Annotated in this window: 14 protein-coding genes; 4 read left to right on the top strand and 10 right to left on the bottom strand. The window is 48.1% G+C overall.

Annotation, left to right across the window (positions count from 1 at the left end):
* Positions 1 to 87: 87 nt before the first annotated feature.
* The 6 genes from P6910_RS10275 to P6910_RS10255 all read right to left on the bottom strand — a co-directional run bounded on the left by P6910_RS10275 (position 88) and on the right by P6910_RS10255 (position 8,632).
* Positions 88 to 1,188, bottom strand: coding sequence for an enoyl-CoA hydratase/isomerase family protein (locus P6910_RS10275; RefSeq protein ID WP_317146167.1), 1,101 nt, complete (start codon positions 1,186 to 1,188; stop codon positions 88 to 90).
* A 328-nt stretch (positions 1,189 to 1,516) separates the two neighbouring features.
* Positions 1,517 to 2,767, bottom strand: coding sequence for a 2-hydroxycarboxylate transporter family protein (locus P6910_RS10270; protein WP_317146166.1), 1,251 nt, complete (start codon positions 2,765 to 2,767; stop codon positions 1,517 to 1,519).
* A 233-nt stretch (positions 2,768 to 3,000) separates the two neighbouring features.
* A complete protein-coding gene (locus P6910_RS26785; RefSeq protein ID WP_410493897.1) occupies positions 3,001 to 3,291 on the bottom strand; it encodes a type II toxin-antitoxin system RelE/ParE family toxin in 291 nt (96 codons plus the stop codon).
* Complete coding sequence (locus P6910_RS10265; RefSeq protein ID WP_317146165.1) at positions 3,281 to 3,616, bottom strand: CopG family ribbon-helix-helix protein; 336 nt, start codon at positions 3,614 to 3,616, stop codon at positions 3,281 to 3,283. Before P6910_RS10265 ends, P6910_RS26785 begins: the two co-directional genes overlap by 11 nt.
* A 33-nt stretch (positions 3,617 to 3,649) precedes the next feature.
* A complete protein-coding gene (locus tag P6910_RS10260) occupies positions 3,650 to 6,451 on the bottom strand; it encodes an insulinase family protein (RefSeq protein WP_317146164.1) in 2,802 nt (933 codons plus the stop codon).
* A gap of 621 nt (positions 6,452 to 7,072) precedes the next feature.
* Positions 7,073 to 8,632, bottom strand: coding sequence for an AbgT family transporter (locus P6910_RS10255; RefSeq protein WP_317146163.1), 1,560 nt, complete (start codon positions 8,630 to 8,632; stop codon positions 7,073 to 7,075).
* Between the two features lie 664 nt (positions 8,633 to 9,296).
* On the opposite strand from P6910_RS10255, the gene pdxH reads away from it, so the two are divergent.
* The 3 genes from pdxH (at position 9,297) to P6910_RS10240 (ending at position 11,587) form a co-directional block, all read left to right on the top strand.
* Complete coding sequence (gene pdxH / locus P6910_RS10250; RefSeq protein ID WP_317146162.1) at positions 9,297 to 9,932, top strand: pyridoxamine 5'-phosphate oxidase; 636 nt, start codon at positions 9,297 to 9,299, stop codon at positions 9,930 to 9,932.
* Complete coding sequence (locus P6910_RS10245; protein ID WP_317146161.1) at positions 9,929 to 10,825, top strand: DNA replication terminus site-binding protein; 897 nt, start codon at positions 9,929 to 9,931, stop codon at positions 10,823 to 10,825. Before pdxH ends, P6910_RS10245 begins: the two co-directional genes overlap by 4 nt.
* Positions 10,826 to 11,140: 315 nt before the next feature.
* Positions 11,141 to 11,587 (top strand): hypothetical protein, encoded by a 447-nt coding sequence (locus P6910_RS10240; RefSeq protein ID WP_317146160.1) that lies wholly within the window; start codon positions 11,141 to 11,143, stop codon positions 11,585 to 11,587.
* Between the two features lie 166 nt (positions 11,588 to 11,753).
* On the opposite strand, the gene P6910_RS10235 is transcribed toward P6910_RS10240, so the two are convergent.
* The gene (locus tag P6910_RS10235; protein WP_317146159.1) at positions 11,754 to 12,011 is read right to left on the bottom strand and encodes a GrxA family glutaredoxin; all 258 of its coding nucleotides are present in this window, start codon (positions 12,009 to 12,011) and stop codon (positions 11,754 to 11,756) included.
* A 314-nt stretch (positions 12,012 to 12,325) separates the two neighbouring features.
* Positions 12,326 to 12,778 carry an IS200/IS605 family transposase gene (tnpA, locus tag P6910_RS10230; protein ID WP_317142097.1) on the bottom strand — a complete coding sequence of 151 codons (453 nt, stop codon included), beginning with the start codon at positions 12,776 to 12,778 and terminating at the stop codon, positions 12,326 to 12,328.
* A gap of 162 nt (positions 12,779 to 12,940) precedes the next feature.
* Here tnpA and P6910_RS10225 point away from each other — a divergent pair, with 162 nt between their 5' ends.
* On the top strand, positions 12,941 to 13,183 hold the full coding sequence (locus P6910_RS10225; RefSeq protein ID WP_317146158.1) for a hypothetical protein: 243 nt from the start codon (positions 12,941 to 12,943) through the stop codon (positions 13,181 to 13,183).
* 4 nt (positions 13,184 to 13,187) lie between these two features.
* On the opposite strand, the gene P6910_RS10220 is transcribed toward P6910_RS10225, so the two are convergent.
* On the bottom strand, positions 13,188 to 15,389 hold the full coding sequence (locus P6910_RS10220; protein WP_317146157.1) for a tRNA(Met) cytidine acetyltransferase TmcA: 2,202 nt from the start codon (positions 15,387 to 15,389) through the stop codon (positions 13,188 to 13,190).
* Positions 15,382 to 16,311, bottom strand: coding sequence for a rhodanese-like domain-containing protein (locus tag P6910_RS10215; RefSeq protein ID WP_317146156.1), 930 nt, complete (start codon positions 16,309 to 16,311; stop codon positions 15,382 to 15,384). Before P6910_RS10215 ends, P6910_RS10220 begins: the two co-directional genes overlap by 8 nt.
* Positions 16,312 to 16,326 lie beyond the last annotated feature (15 nt).

Below are 16,326 nucleotides of genomic sequence, written 5' to 3'. Positions count from 1 at the left end.
TCCCGATGAATCTGGATCACATTTTATCTCAATAATCAATTTCAACTGGCTTCCGCGCTCCGCATGGGAACCAGCAACCGACATACATCAGAGATTAGACAATGGATTGGCTGACTCTCCCCAGGGGGGGGTAAACATTTCTACTACTTTTTCACGGGGAACCTCTTCAATCAATGGATAAGCCCATTGTGGCTGATTATCTTTATCCACCAGCAGAGCTCTGACACCTTCCTGAAAATCGCCTTTCAGCACACAGTTGATGGAGAGCACCAGTTCACTCTGAAAGACTTCTTTCAAAGAGACATAACGACTCTTTTTAAATTGCTCGTAGGCAACCACAGCCGACAGAGCCGAACCCGTCAAAGCTATATTGCGTGCCTGCTCAAGCCAGCTGTCTTCTGTTTCCAGCGCTTTCAGATCAGCAATGATCGCCGAAAAGTTTGACTTGTCCATCATTCGGGCTATCAGATCACGGTGTTCCCTGATCTTGGAGTAAGGCAACCAGCCAGCACTGTTATCTGCATAATATTGAACGACATCAGAGGTCACCTGATAATGATCTCCGGACCAGTCAGCCTCCTGAAGTGATTCCAGCACATTTTTTCTAAAGGCATGATCAATAAATCGGTTAGCCAGACCCAGGTACATGGCATCCGCAGGATTTAAACGACACCCGGTCAAGGCCATAAACAGACCAATTTTTGCGGGCAGGCGATTCAGAATCCATGAACCGCCGACATCCGGATAAAGTCCTATCGTAATTTCAGGCATGGCCATAACAGAAGTGTCGGTCACTACACGAAAGTCTGCTCCGGCCATGAGGCCAAAACCTCCCCCCATAATGACTCCGTTACCCCAGCAGATCACGGGTTTAGGGTAGGTATGAATCAGGTAGTCAAGACGGTATTCTTTTTCAAAAAACTGCCCCGGGGCACTGGTATCCCCATCAAGAACACTCTGCCTGAGAGAACGGACATCTCCTCCTGCACAAAACGCTTTTTCTCCAGCCCCCTGAAGAAAAATACAGACGATTTTGCTGTCTTCCTGCCATTCACTGAATTGTTCATAAAGGCTGTCTAACATCGCTTTGTTGAGAGAGTTAAGACTGCGCTCAGCATTCAGAGTGATAACACCAACCTGATGCCCGGAGGCTGTATCGAGCCTGTCAAATTGGACCTTTTCGGTCATTTCTTCTTCTCCTGCCATGACCGGCGATAAACCGTTCAATCATTATCCTGTGCTTACCCAGGGTCACTGGATAGCTAGCAGCCTGTCGGACTTAAGTGTCCGTAGCGAGGATTGCAAGAAATTGAGGATAAAAATCTCTGTTTCTGAGGAGAATAGCGAGCTATTTGACGAAGAAACAGGGATTTTTAGACCAATTTATTGCAACCACAGTAGGACAGTCTTAAGTCCGACAGGCTGCTGATCCTCTCACTGATCCACTATATGAGACCAACGTGGGCTTTTCAAACCTGAATAATTTTCACTCAAGCCTGACCCTCACTGATCTGAACTACATCAGCCACACCAATGCATTTGCCGATAGCAAAATAAAGGCCCCTCCTATTCTTGAAGAGACCTGTGCATAGGGCATTAGATACATACGACGGCTGGCTGATAATACAGCCACATCTCCGGTTCCCCCCATATTTGCCATACACAGCCCCGCCGTTACCGAGGCTTCTATGGGATAAAAACCCAGTATTTTTCCAGCCAGTCCCGCACCCAGTATGGCGCCTGTGACAGTCGTTAGCACCAGGATGAAATACTGCAAAGAGATCACTTGTGCAATCTGATGAAGATCCGTAAAACCTATTCCTATGCAAGCAAGTAAAGCAGGCGTCAGAGACATCACCATAAAGTTGCCCCACAGAGCAGCCCCTTCTTCAACGCTGGAAGGAAACACACCCAGAGCTTTGACAAGACCGACACAGAAAATCATTAAGGCGTAAGGATGCAAGGAAATGAACAGACTGAGCAAATTTGCCAAAACATAGAAACTGGTCGCAACAAAAAGTCCGGTTCCTATCTTTGCCAGATCGGGAATACGCTCGACTTTATCCTCATGGCGCTCTTTATGGCAGATAGCCTTCTGACTTTTCATCAGTTTGCCATTGCCTGTCAAACCGGGTCTGATCTTACCCAGCCTTTCCAGAAACCCCGCTGCAATAATGGCGACCAGATTACCCAGTACAACAGCCGGGACCATTTTTGACAAAACCGTTGTAGCATCGGAGTTCAGAATATTGGCAAAAATCTCTGCCAGCGGCACGGCTCCCGCCCCCATTCCACCACCCATGATGGGCAGTCCAACATAGAAGACAGCTTCAACAAAGCCAGTACCAATGAGCATCCCTGCCAGCCCCACCAGAGTAATGGCACCCAGAACACCGCCGACGATTACCGGCAAATACCGGAGTGCTGATCGCAGCAGCAGCTGCCTGTCCATACCGAACAAACTGCCTGTAATAAGTCCTGATATAAACAAAGTGAGAAAACCCTGATTTCGGACAAAATCAGAGACGCTTTCACTGACCTCGGCAGGAATACCCCCCGTCGCTACCATCAGGCTGGAGCCAAAAATGATAACAACCGGCCCTCCGCCCAAATAGTTACGAATCCAGCTCAAACGCTCGCCAATAATATTCAGCAGGGCACCCAGAGCCATAATAAAAGGAATCAGTCCGACCATCCCGGTTGGCAGGTGACCGGTACAACCGGCAGCAATCACAACCACACCAGGCAAACTCTGCCAGAACAGCATCGCCCGCCGGGGTGATCGCCCCCCCTGTCTGCTGCAACAACATTTCATCAACAACCGTCGCTATGCGTTAGTTTCACAATGACTCTAACTAATAGCAAAGTTGGGAAATAGTGGTGCTTTTTCGGGGAGACATTTCTTTCAGGCAGAAAAACCGGTGGATTCTTAAGGTGGGGTTTAAGAAAAGAGTGGCTGTGGTGGATAATTTGGCGACACTAATTACTTCTTACTTATTTTTACCAATTTTCGGGTGGCCTGCGTGAACAATGGAAAACCCTCAGTATCTCTACTCTCTTGAGGTCGAGCCTAACGCGATAAGGCACAAGACACCTTGTGTTTGGCACAACCAACTCTCTTGTTCCAGAAACCCTCCCAGCTCGACCCGCTGAAGGATTATCAGCAAGACTTAAAACGGTCTTGTGTATTCTCTCCAAAATTTTCTGTGCCGCTGCTGGATCATCTTGTGAAATGTAATCTAATTCATTATTCAGACTTTCTAGTGCTTTTCTAAGCCACTTAATCTCCATTCTCCAGCCCCCAGCGATCAAAAAGCCCCTGAACCTCTTGATCGCTAGCGAATTCTTCTGAATTTGCTTCCTTAACAGCAAGCTTTATCTCATCCACTTGCCACTCATTGAGTTCCACAAAATCTTTGATTGCCTCCGCTGCGAGAAAGGATTTTGACCTTTGCATGGCCTCAGAAAGCTTTTCCAAACGGTCTTTGAGACTGTCTTCAAGCCTGATCGTCATAGTGGAATTCATATTGTGTGCCTCCATTGTGTTCGCATGTACACAAAATAGTACACCTGCAAGAAAAGTCCATAGCCAACTATTTTTCTGGGATAAATCCAAACCAGATAAATCGTCTGGTCTGGATACGAGAACTCAGCTTTCCCTGTCCGCCTGGGCTTTGCCAACAGACTCAACAGTCAATCTTCCCTTATCTTCGAGAAGGGTATCCAGCGCCTGCTGAATCTCTTTAACAGAGACAGTCTTCACTTCTTCAGCAATGAGCATCTGGAAATCAAAACCGGCTTCCTGACCATCCAGGGACTGCCAGAAACGGGAGCTGCGCTCATCCAGGTTGGCATCTTTCTTCAAAAGATCACCCATCAGACCCTGACGATACTGCTCCAACTCTTCATCGGTCAGAGATTTTATCCTCTCTTTCTGGCCCTTCAGGAAGGCTTCTACCCTCTCCTCGATACCCTCCGGCCCCAGCACGGGAGACTGCACCACAAAGATTAAGCCAGGATGTCGTTCAACAGGACGGGGACCGGCAAAGACGATGTAACCCAGCTGTTGCTCAGTCCGCAACTGGTTGAAGAAGGGGGTCGCCATCAGTCTGCCCAGCAGGGAGTATACGGCACGATCTCTGTCATCAGTACCAGGGCGCTGGTAGTAAGTGATATAGAGAGAGTCATTGTGGTTAAAGTCAGTCTTGATGGTACGCTTCTTGTCCTTCAGAAGATTAAGAGGCTGCCTGAATTGACGACCACGGTTCTCTTTCGTTAGCAAAGCTTTTTCCACCAGCTCAGCCAGCTTCATAGCCTCTTGCGAACTGTGGTTACCATGGACCAGCATCTGGATATAAATCGAACGATAGAAGTCACTGGCAAACTGTTTAACATCACTCAAGGTGACCTTTTCGGCGGCTGTCAGTAACGTCTTATCGTCACGATAGGTGGGATAAAGTTCCTGACTCAAACGATCCATACCCAGTCGATAGGGTGGCTGGAACTGTTTGTTTTTTAGCCTTCTGATCAGCAGCGCCTTCTCCTGATCAAACCCGGCCTGATCGGGGTTGAATTGCCTGACGGCCTTGAGAATGTCTTTCAGCAGAAGCTCCTGCTTATCCTGATAGCCGGACAGCGCAATGGTCAGGCCTTCCCGGCTGGATGAAACACCGTAGTTGAGGCCCGCTTCTTTGGCTGGATAGCCGTATTCATTCAGGCTTCGTCTCAAGAGGATGCTGTAGAGTTGCATCTCTACGAGATCGGCTTCTGTTTCGGAAGCCTTCCCGGAGGATATCTTGATGCGAACATTAGCTTTGGGCACTTCAAAGCTGCTGTCTGTCATACTCCAGACTTTAAAGCCGGGCTCTTCCACTAACACCCCAGGCTTATCAGCGGAAGTGCTTTCACGCAGCTTCAAATCCCGGGCAATAAAGTCATTAGGCTCGGGAATGGTCATTTCTGCATGAACCTGAGGCGATAAAAGTTGCTTCACCAGGGTATCAGACAGAGGTTTGATACTGTAATGGGTCTTGAAATAGGTCTCGACCTGGTCCGTTTCAAGGCCTCTGGCAATAACAACCTGCCTCATGTTCGAAGGCTTCATTTGATCAAGCAGGTCACTGATCAGCTCGCGATCAAAGTCTTCGTACAGGTAGCTGGTCCGCAAAATATCCTGAGGCGGAATATCGTGAATGCGAGAAGCCAGTCCGGATGCGGTCTGTTGTGGATTGGCATCTTCCTGGTAACGGAATCCCAGTTCTGCAAGCTGACGAGCTTCCTCGTATATCCGGGGCTCCAGCCCCTTTTTGCGAACCAGATCCAGATAATCAAACACCAGGGCAGTCATATCGTCGACCTGCTCCAGACCTTTTGGGGTCAGCTCCATTCGAACCGTGAACTCACTGAACTCTCCGGGTAAATGGCTGGAATAAGAGGACAGCGACTCTATCAGACCACGCTCCTTCAGATAACTGTGCAGACTGCCCTCACCCTCATAACCCAGTATTCTCGCCAGATAGCCCAGAGGCTTCTTGCGGTAATTCTCATATTGACTGGGCATTGGAAAGCTCAAAGAGAGTACTCGGACGTCTTTCAGAGGCACCAGATCAATACGAACACCCAGCTGCTCAGGTGTATAAGGGGCAAGACCAATATGAGTGTCCGGCGACTGGCCTTCAGGTACTCCGGCAAAAGACTCTTTTAACCAATTTTCCAGAACATCTGTTGATTCCTTGCCATAGACGACAACTCCGATATTCTCGGCTACATAGTAGGCATCGTGGAACCTCTTGAGGTCTTTCCAGAGTGACCTGCCGTCTTCATTGGAAAGGGTTTCCAGACTACCGATATTGAAACGACTGCGAGGGTGAGCCGGATTTGAAGTAGCATTCTGAGCAGTCATCAGACGCCAGCCATCCTCATTGGCATGAAGCTTATATTCAGAATCAACCGCATTACGCTCACGATCAACATAAGCAGGATCCAGCGTAGGCGAGACAAAAAACTGTGCCAGCTGATCCAGCGCAGGTCTCAGCTTGTCACTGTTGATATCGAAGAAATAGTTGGTTCGGGTATCAGCCGTATAGGCATTGGCACTACCGCCATTGGCCCGAATGTATTCAAAATACCCATCCACTTCCGGGTATTTTTCATTGCCCAGAAATAACATATGTTCAAGAAAATGAGCCAGCCCCAGACGATTGTCCGGATCCTGGAAACTACCCACTTTCACATCCACTGCGGCAGCGGCCTTATCCGTATCCGGATCGGAGATCAGAAGAGCCTTGAGACCATTGTCCAGCTCGACAAAACGATAGTCCCGATCATCCGCTGGACTTTTCACCACCACCCGACTTTTTTCCATTGCATCTCGTTCAGCTGTCACTGTACACCCACTTGCCAGCATCATTGCCAGCACTCCGACAATCAGAGACATGTGCTTTCGTAGCATAAAAGTTCCCACACCTTGTAAAGGTCTTGATCCCAGCTGAATACTTTCTGCAGACAGGGCTAATTATCAAGCACTGAGACAGCCAATTTACCATCCTTTTACTGTTCGAAAAGATGCCCGTGTAGACGCACGTACAAAGGGTGCCTGTATTTATATCTATTTTTCTATTCGTCAAGATTTTTAAACCAGAGTACAAAAGTAGCAGTCGCAATCTAATTACACTTGTACCACAGAAAGGATTAAAGGTTCGAGTATTATACCAATCGAACTTTCTAACTCCCTATTGCGCTGAAGATTTGAGCCTTAATCCTGCGTTGGCGATTGTCGCCATAGCTAAGGCTATGACTCCTCACGCCGCCTTGTCTTAAGGCCCAAATCTCCATGCTCATCACAGGAGTTAGAAAGCACGATTGGTATTAATCGGTCATGTATTGTAGACCTATCTTGCGATCAGGGTCAGCAATATACAACTGGTGCGGGGCTCACCGCGACTCTCCGGGTCATTGCCTCAAAGAGGGGACTCTCTGGCAGAAAGTGATCGGGCGAAGCAAGACTGAGTGGATCCAACTATTTGAAGATAAAGAAAACCAGCCCTGAAGGCCGGTTTTCTTCTTTGAGGGATCAGAAACCCAGAGGAATATTGAAGGCGAAGAACCCTATCAACGCAGTCGTCCAGATAGTGATAAAGGCAATAGAGTAAGGCATCATGATTCCGATCATGTCACCAATGGTCAGATCAGGCTTGTACTTCCTCATAAAGGCCAGAATAACACCCGCATAAGTCATCATCGGTGTAACAATGTTGGTGGAAGAATCTGCAACACGGAATGCCGCGGCCACCAGATCGGGGGTCATAGCAGGGTTTGCCTGGTAAAGCATGGGTACGAAAATTGGACCCAGCAGCATCCACTTGGAGGTCAGGCCGCCGACAAACAGGTTGATGACTGCCGTAGTGATAATGAAGCCAATGATCAAGAGAATCGGGAAATTATCCAACCCCAGGAACTGAAGGAAACTTGCGCCCAGAAAGGTAATGTAAGTCCCCAGTCCGGTAAAGCTCAGCAGAGCCAGAAAATTGTAGCAGAAGAAGGTCAACACCAGTACATAGCCGACAGTATTCATCTGCTTGACCATGGCATTGATAACATCCTGCATAACCTTGAATTTACCTGTCGATTTGCCGTAGCAAACCCCAGCAATCAGGAAAGTCATGGTAATCATCAGGATGATGTTATTAAGGAATGGGTTGACCACCTTACCGGCTTCATTGGTGTATTCAGCCAGCGGCCCCATTGCCAGACCTGTCATAATGGCAATGGAAACCAGCAGGCCAAAAAGTGCTGCCTTCAGACCCTTGTTCTCAGCTTCGGTGACTTCGAAATTGGTGATATCCAGATCTTCAGGTATCTGATAATCCATTTTCTCAAGTTTGGGAGTAACAAACTTATGGGTTACCCAGGCACCCACAGTCGCCAGGATAAAAGTTGATGCAAAAATAAAGAAATAGTGCATGGTGGCAGGCGTCAGTGCTTCACCTGCTGCATTAGTGAAAGGCACCCCCTGAGATTCAGCAAAAATCTGAGCGTTGACACCAACGATAACATCCACCGGAGTGGCAGGCAGCAGATTGGCGCTGAACCCGGCAGATACACCGGCAAACGCAGCCGCCATGCCAATCAGAGGGTTCTTGCCGAGGCCCGCATATAAAAGGCCTGCCAATGGAATCAGAACCAGATAACCGGCATCGGTGGCAACACTGCTCATGATGCCAATGAATACCAGTAAAGCAGGCAGGTATTTATCGTTCACTTTCAGACCGGCCTTCTTGATCAGGGTGGATAGAAGACCAGAGTCTTCTGCAACACCGACCCCCAGCATAACAATCAGGATGATACCGAGAACGCCGTGACCAAAGGACAACCAGTTTGTCAAAATGGCATTTTCAAACATCCAGCGGACATTTTCTGTGGTCAGCATGTTTTTGACAGTATGAACAATCTGACCACCATCAGCGCCCATAACTTCAAAACTGTGGCCTCCCATCAGGAAAGAACCTGCCAGAGTCAGACCGAATAACCAGATAAAGATTATGACCGGGTCGGGTATCTTTTTTCCGATTCTTTCAATAATGGACTTCTTGCCGTCATTGGCAGAAGGTGCGACCGTTGACGTTGTGCTCATTAAAACCAGCCTGTTTAACAAGAGTTAAATACCTAACCAGGTATTTGTATTTTTCATTTGCCCTTTCTCTGGGTATAGGAAGCCAAAGGCCTGAGGGCCCTTCCCTTCTGAAAGGAATTGGAAAGACAGGGTTAAGGTATTGAGTATGTTTGACTTTAATTTCAGTCAGAATGGCTTAAACTAAATCAATTACCCTGCCTCAAGGGACAGGGCATGAAGTGAGTTCTGTGGGTCGTTCGTCGCAATCGACGGGGGAAAAACCCTCAGAGATTAAACTCTTTCACCTTCAAACATCTGCACCCACTCATTATTATAATCTTGAACAAGAGGCTGTATTCTCATTGATATAGACCAGCTCAACAAATCGTATTAATACGAATGAACACAGTACTTTCAACCAATAAAAACTCGCACAACAAAAAATAAACCAGAAGTTCAAATAAAAACAAAGTAATACCCTATTCACAAATGTGGCCCTTTTTAAAAAAGCACGTGTGACCAGGGCATTAGGTTCACAGTGTCGTTAATCATTTCTTATTAATTTATACCCAAAATGGTATCGCACTTCGACAGGCCCAGTGCAAAGATTGGCCAGAGTTGACTCCGGTTTCACGACCTGACCGGTTCATATACAATAAACTCACTGCATCAGCGAAGTATGAACATGGATATCAGCCATCTGCGAGAGAATTACACTCAGGCGGGCCTGGATCTGGACTCTCTTGATCCCGATCCATTCCAACAGTTTGACCTGTGGTTTCAACAAGCGGTCGAAGCACAACTGCCCGAACCCAACGCCATGAGCCTGGCCACAACATCCAGAGAAGGTTTACCCAGCCTGCGCACCGTCCTGCTGAAATACGTGAGCCCTGAGGGCTTTGTCTTTTTCACCAACTACAGCAGCCGCAAGGCTCAGGACATTGCCGACAACCCCAATGTAGCCATTATGTTTCCCTGGGTTGCTCTGGAGAGGCAGGTCACCGTCCGGGGCCGGGCCGAAAAGATTTCCAAAACCGACTCGTTAAAATATTTCACCAGCCGCCCCCACGGCAGCCAGTTGGGTGCCTGGGTTTCACAGCAGAGTTCAGTCATCACTGGCAGAAAAGTGCTTGAGATGAAGCTGGAAGAAATGAAAAGAAAATTCAAGGAAGGCAAGGTTCCTTTACCGGATTTCTGGGGGGGCTACCGGATCATCCCTGAAGCCATAGAATTCTGGCAGGGGCGACCCAATCGTTTACACGACCGTTTCCTGTTTAAACGAACAGAATCCAACTGGTCAATAGAAAGGCTGTCACCATGAGCCAGAAGACGGCGGCCAGGATTGCCGTCAGAGACAGCCTGATTCATATGGTGACCGTCAACAGGCAGTTTCGTGATCAGGTCTATGATGACCAGCTCCTGCCCGTTTGGGTTATGAAATCCCCGGACGAGGACAAGAATGACCGTGCTCTGGCGGCAGAAACCAGCACCCGACTGATCTATAGCGATCAGCAAAATAAACAGGAAACAGCCCGACTGCCCGGAATCGTTGGTATTTCTAAAGAGACGCTACAGACCGGCATAAAGCTCAACGAAGCCCGGGAAAACTTCAAGCAGGCGATGTCCGAGTTCAGGAAACTCTACGGAGACAGTATTGAGGCCATTGAAGAAACGTCGGACGAGATCAGGCAAAAGATGCTGGGTGGCTTGCAGTTTGCCCACATACATTTCGTCCAGAGTTACCGTCAACTCAAACTCTTTGAGACTCCACCCCGTCGTATTGGCTTCAGCTGGGCAGCCCATCACAGCGGCTCTGTAAAGCTTTCCGCAAATGAGGCAGTTGATCACCTGCGCAAGAAATACCTGACTTCCAGCGCGATCCAGACCGACATCCAGATGCTTGAGCAGATGCCTGCCGGCGAGACCGTTATTATCAAAAGAATTCTGAGCCCACATCTGCGTGCCAACCTGACCTGGGCAAAGGATATTGAACAACTGAGAAAAACGGATAGAGATTTTCGTAAACTCTATCCTGGCCAGATCAATACACCCCTGCCTGTTTTTGTCCAGCTGGAAAAAGGACAACCATTACCAGAGTTCAACCGAATTAAACCTTTTGACCCCTCTGCCAAACAAGAGCGACTCACTCGCAGTGACACCAGACTGGTGAAAATATCAGAAAACCCGCACTCCAGAATTTATAAATATGCGTGAATTCGAAAGTCAGTAGGTAGTTGATGGTAGATGGTGGGCAGTGGTCAGCTTTTAACTCTTTTCTGCCATCATCACCCAGATAACCCTGTCGGGTTACCGGTAGGGCGTGTCTGCTCATCAAAAATGCTTTTCGCTTCGGCCCAGTTTTCCATGGGAATGGCAGGGGCCAGATTCTGTTCCCAATACTGGTTGCGCAGACGTTCTTTTTCAGCATCATCAGCCTGTTGGAAAATAGGGTCTGCGGTCTAGTCTTGCCAGCTGGTCATAGTGTCATCCCTGATCTATGCTGTTTTTTCAGTTTTTGTCGGGGTGGTTATGGAAAAGTCGTTATTTTCAGAGCTCAAGCGTATTGGCATTGATGAAGAACTGGCCAGTAAGGTCAGTGCTTCCCTTGATCCGGAATACAACGCCAGTAAAAAGGATATCCTGATTATGCAGGAAGCCATTATGCAGATACAGCTGCAAAGTGAGCGGAATTATCAGTCACTGAGTTCGGATATCAGCGCCTTGCGTACTGAGCTGCATACGGAAATAGCCGGTGTGCGTACTGAACTGCATAAAGAGATAGCCGGTGTACGTACTGAAATCACGGATGTTCGAGCCGAAATCAACGATGTACGCACTCAAATCACCGATGTACGCACTGAAATCACCGATGTTCGAGCCGAAATGGGTTCCTTCACCCGGCAATACCTCATTACCTTTCTGAGTCTGATTACCACCATTGTCAGCGTCTTTGTCATTAACTGGCACTTTCACTAACACAAAGGCTCATTGGTTGTAGTGGTTTTGCCTTTGATAGTAACGTCGGGCATTCTGGCTGCTGCCGAACTTCGACGGGCCTGGCCATACCCCGAATGACTGGCCTGCGGTGCAGCCTGTGGTTGTGCAGCAGCAGCGGTGGCGGTGATGCAGCGACTAGTTGTCCTCAGCCTTGCAGGGATTCCACCAGCTCTTCTTTCAAATAGGCAGCCAGCTCTGTGTAACCGCCAATGTACTTTTGGCCGTGGAAGATCTGAGGCACGGTTTCAACCGGCTTTCCTACGGTTTTTTCCAGATCTGCCTTGGTGATACCTTCCGCATGAATATCCACATACAGCATGGGCAGTCCACGGCTTTCCAGCACTTCTTTAGCTCGCACACAGTAGCCACAGCCCGGACGTCCAAACACGGTAAAACGATCCATAAAATCCACCTAACTCTATTCAGGATTTAAACTCAAATAAAAGGGTGCCACTGACTATAAACGAGTCAGTGTGATGCCTGAAATCAGTATTTTTTAATGGTTTGATAGAGAAAGTCTATCCGTCATTACCGAACCTCCTTATTGCCTGTCATTCCGACTTCAACAACGGATTGCCCAGCCTGGGCTACTCTTATACACCAGCCGGACTTTCAGCAGTGAACGATTTCTTTTAGCTGTTGTCTATAGATATATGGACAAGTTAAATGACCTCCGGCAGAGCCGGAGGCTTATTAGGTGACGCCCTCAAAGGGCTTTTATTGCGCCCAAGGGCGCGTGTCAAAACCAAGTTTCAGCTGATCTCGTGTTTCATCATTTTTCTCCTGATTTCGGATATATTCCCTAACCACATCTTCATCAAGACCTACTGTGCTGACGAAATACCCTCTTGCCCAGAAATGCTCACCAGAAAAATTCCTCTGCTTACCTTTGAAGTGTCTCGCAATAGCTATTGCGCATTTACCCTTCAAATAGCCAACAACATTGGAAACAGAGTATTTCGGCGGAATGCTAATGCAAATATGAACGTGATCTCGCATCAAATGCCCTTCCACAATTTCACACCCTTTGCGACTGGCAAGATCGTGGAAAATGGCTCCCAGAAATTTTCTCAAGCTCCCATAAATAACCTTTTGCCTTTTTTTGGGAATAAAGACAATGTGATACTTACAATCCCATCGAGTATGAGTCAGACTTTTGTAGTCTGGCATAAGTTAAACCTCTTGGTTCTTGGCGGAACCTTTGAGGTTAGCTACCGAAGCCTCGGTATAACCTATGCGAGTCTCCCCGGCATAGCCGGGGGTTTACCTAATGATTAATTAATAAGCTTGCATTGCATTTAACCATGTTGAAGAGTTGATGAGGTCTCATTTATGAAAAAGAACTATCCAAAGAACTATCTGATGATGATTTTGGCTGCTGCTTTATTCAGTAGCGCAGTTTGGGCGGCGGATTCTTTAAGAAACATCATTACAGGCAGGTATACGGCTTACCCCATCCAGAGTAAAGACCAGGATCATAGAATATGGGTTCTGGATTCTGAAAGCGGAAACGTTAAGCTTTGCAAGAGAGAGAACTTTGGCGGCGAGGTTAATTGCTCAAATTTCTCTAATTGACTCCTTAAAGCTGGGAGCTACTCTGGCTTTCAGCGATTGTTTGTCGCGGGCATAAGTCCCGGACACATTGCTTTAAAAATTGAACGGCCTGCTTTCTGCCCGTCAGGCCATTCGCCCTGGCTATCTCTGACCAGTCATTCAACTGAAGTACTTTGGCTATTAAAACATTCAAAGCGACCTTAGAGACAGAGCTGTCAGAAATTTTTGATAAAAGGAGGGAGCGAATGGCAGGCAGACAACTCTCGAACAGACGATCCGAACAGACAAGAGATTTCAGATCCATCTGATCTCGCTGATCCAGAACCGATTCAATGTTTGAATGACTCAAGCGAAGTATCACTCGAGCCAGGTCAGGAGCCATTTCTCTGAATACCCCGGGCAGCTGGGTCAGAAAACCTGAGGTAAAACGACACTGCATTTCTTTAACAAGAACACAAAATGCTTCATTCAGCGACTTCAAAACCATCATTGAATAACAGCCACTGGCCGCTTCACGGGTTATACCAACACGAACCGGAAGATAGCCTGAACCACCCCAAAAAGCCGCCAGCTCTGAGGTTGCACCAAAACTACTGCCCAGATAATCCAGTTTTCTGAGTTTTGTCTGCTCTTCAATACATTTCAACAGATGAGTGCCCAGACCATTGCCCTGCAATGAAGGATGTACCGCAATTCGAATAACCCTCAAACCTCTAAAGCCTGAAGCCTCCGGAAAACCACAATGATTACTGAGAGACTGCGGGATAAGATGACCCCGAACCCTTCGCTGCCCCAGCCAGACCGCTTCCTTCAAATTGTCTTCTATACCACCTTCCAGCGCCAGTAACGCCGTTGCCACGACACGCTCCTGATACCTGAGGCAGTAGACCTCGATATTCGGGCCATCCAGCAGATGCCTGAGATCAAAGGGACGGGTTCGATAATGGGCGAATACCAGCAGACCAAACACATCCGCCAGCAGCTGATCGTCCTGAATCAGTTGAGTCGATTCAAGACGATCAAATGAACAGTTCCCAATACCTGCACCGTCTATCGTTTCCTCTGAAACAGGTGAAGCATTCAGCATCAACGCTCTGAAAACAAACGCCTCGAAAGGATCATTACGAACCCAACGAATCGGCTGCTTCAGATGCAGACCCTGCCATTTTGGCGTCAGTTCAGACAGTGTTGACTTGAACTTAATAGCAAATCCCCTGCCCGTTCCTTCATAACCATGCTGGGTGGATGAGAAAACGATTCTGGAATGATTCCTTAACAATTGGGTCAACAGTGGCACCGGGATAGCAGCCGCTTCATCGACCAGCATGAGGTCGCAAACAGAGTCATCATCAGGATGCAGGAGTTCGTCGGGCGCTTTGAACTCAAGTATATTACCTTCCCAAAGCAGTTTTCCCCGGTGGACTTCACACCCATCAAGCAATGATTCAGCAGTATTAAAGACGACTTCGGCAGAAGCCAGAGAGGGTGCCGTTAACCATATCCTTGCAAGCCCCGATTGCAGTAAACGGGCGGAGGCAATACCCAGTGCAGCACTCTTGCCCCGACCACGATCTGCGCTCAGCACTAATGGACGACGCCGATGGCCTTTTGCCACACGAAGAATGGATTCAACAGCCGTGGATTGATCCAATGTTCTACAAGCACTGTCGCCTTGTGATTCAGCCTGACGAGAATCAGATAAATCGGCGTAACAAACAGTTTGTTGCCATCGAGCGTCGCCGTTCTCGTATAACAGAGAGAGACTCGTTTCAGACTTGATAAGGTTTGCCAGCCTTTTCAGGTAGAGCCCCCCGATGTGCTCAGGCTGATGGGGGTAAACCGTAAGTCTTTTATGGTCCGGGTCGCAGTAATCAGGCCAGCTATCCAGGTCTGGCACCAGAAGTACGAAAAGCCCTCCCCCCTTCAAAGCACCACTGAGTTGACCAAAGGCATCGACATCAAAACCAGAAAAGCCGTTAAATACCAGGAAATCAATCTCACGCCCTAACCAGCTTGTAGCTTTAGATGCAGAGATCGATTTTTCATTTCCCCGCTTGCGCTCACCTACCCAGAGAGGTTGCAGCTCCCGATTACTTGAGCACTGGAGTGCATTTTGAAACAGGCATTCAGCCTGCTGCTGTGCCCAGACTTCTGTCCCGGATAAAACCAACAGAGCACGATGATTGTTTTCAGCTGCCTGCCTGAGGATAGACTCAACTTTATCCATTTGCCGTCGAAATTTTTTCTAACGCCAGCGTATCGGTCCGCAGTTCAGGGTCAACAGATATAAGGCTGCCAAACTGTCTGGCAGGTGTCGCGTGGTTGATCCCTCTTTCTACCGGGAAGCCTGAACCTGTCCAGGCTTTAAGCCCACCATTTAGAAGTCGGACATCTTTGACACCGGCATATTGAAGAACAAACAAAACACGTGCAGCGGCAATCATATCATCACCATATACGACAATAGGCGTATTTTTAGTGATACCCAGCCTGAGCAGGACCGATACCAGTTTTTTTGACTCCTTGATAATCGACTCCAGGCTGCCGGTTTCAACATGCAAGGCACCGGGAATATGCTCAACAACATAACGAGCCCCCCTGCCCCAGGAGACATCCAGTACCATAAGATCGGAATTTACCTTAAGCTGCTCATCCAGCCACTCAGGTGTGACCAGCCGCTCATAACCCGGTAACTTGGCAGGCTTGCCACCCTGGGTCAGCCAGGAAGAAAAGCCTTCTTCAAAAACACGAATCCGATCCTCATTAAAGCCCTGCTCATCCACCAGCCACTGGGCGAGCACCTGGGCATCCTGCTTGTCGCGACCATAAACAACGATATTACTGTCAGGCGATATACCCTTGTTGGTCAAAAGGTTCTGAACACGTTCAGGGTCGGCTGTTATCAAAGCCAGGTCAAAGTTTCGGGCACCTGGAATATGCCCCCCATCCGGGTCATTGCCCGAAGGCCATCCGTTGTACCAGTTACTGTCTCGAACATCGACCAGAACCCAGCCCTGCTCCCGAACCAATGCTTCCATCTCAAGCTGATCAACGGATTTTAATGCCAGCCTGTTATTCCAAAAGCTGTCGCAGGCTGTGATAACCGGCAACAAGATGATTAACAGACCATTTTTTGCCCAACGCTTCATGGAACCTTATTTACC

The organism is Endozoicomonas sp. 8E (genome assembly GCF_032883915.1).
In the GTDB taxonomy this organism is placed as follows: Bacteria; Pseudomonadota; Gammaproteobacteria; order Pseudomonadales; family Endozoicomonadaceae; genus Endozoicomonas_A.
This window is presented reverse-complemented; position numbering and strand designations above follow the sequence as displayed.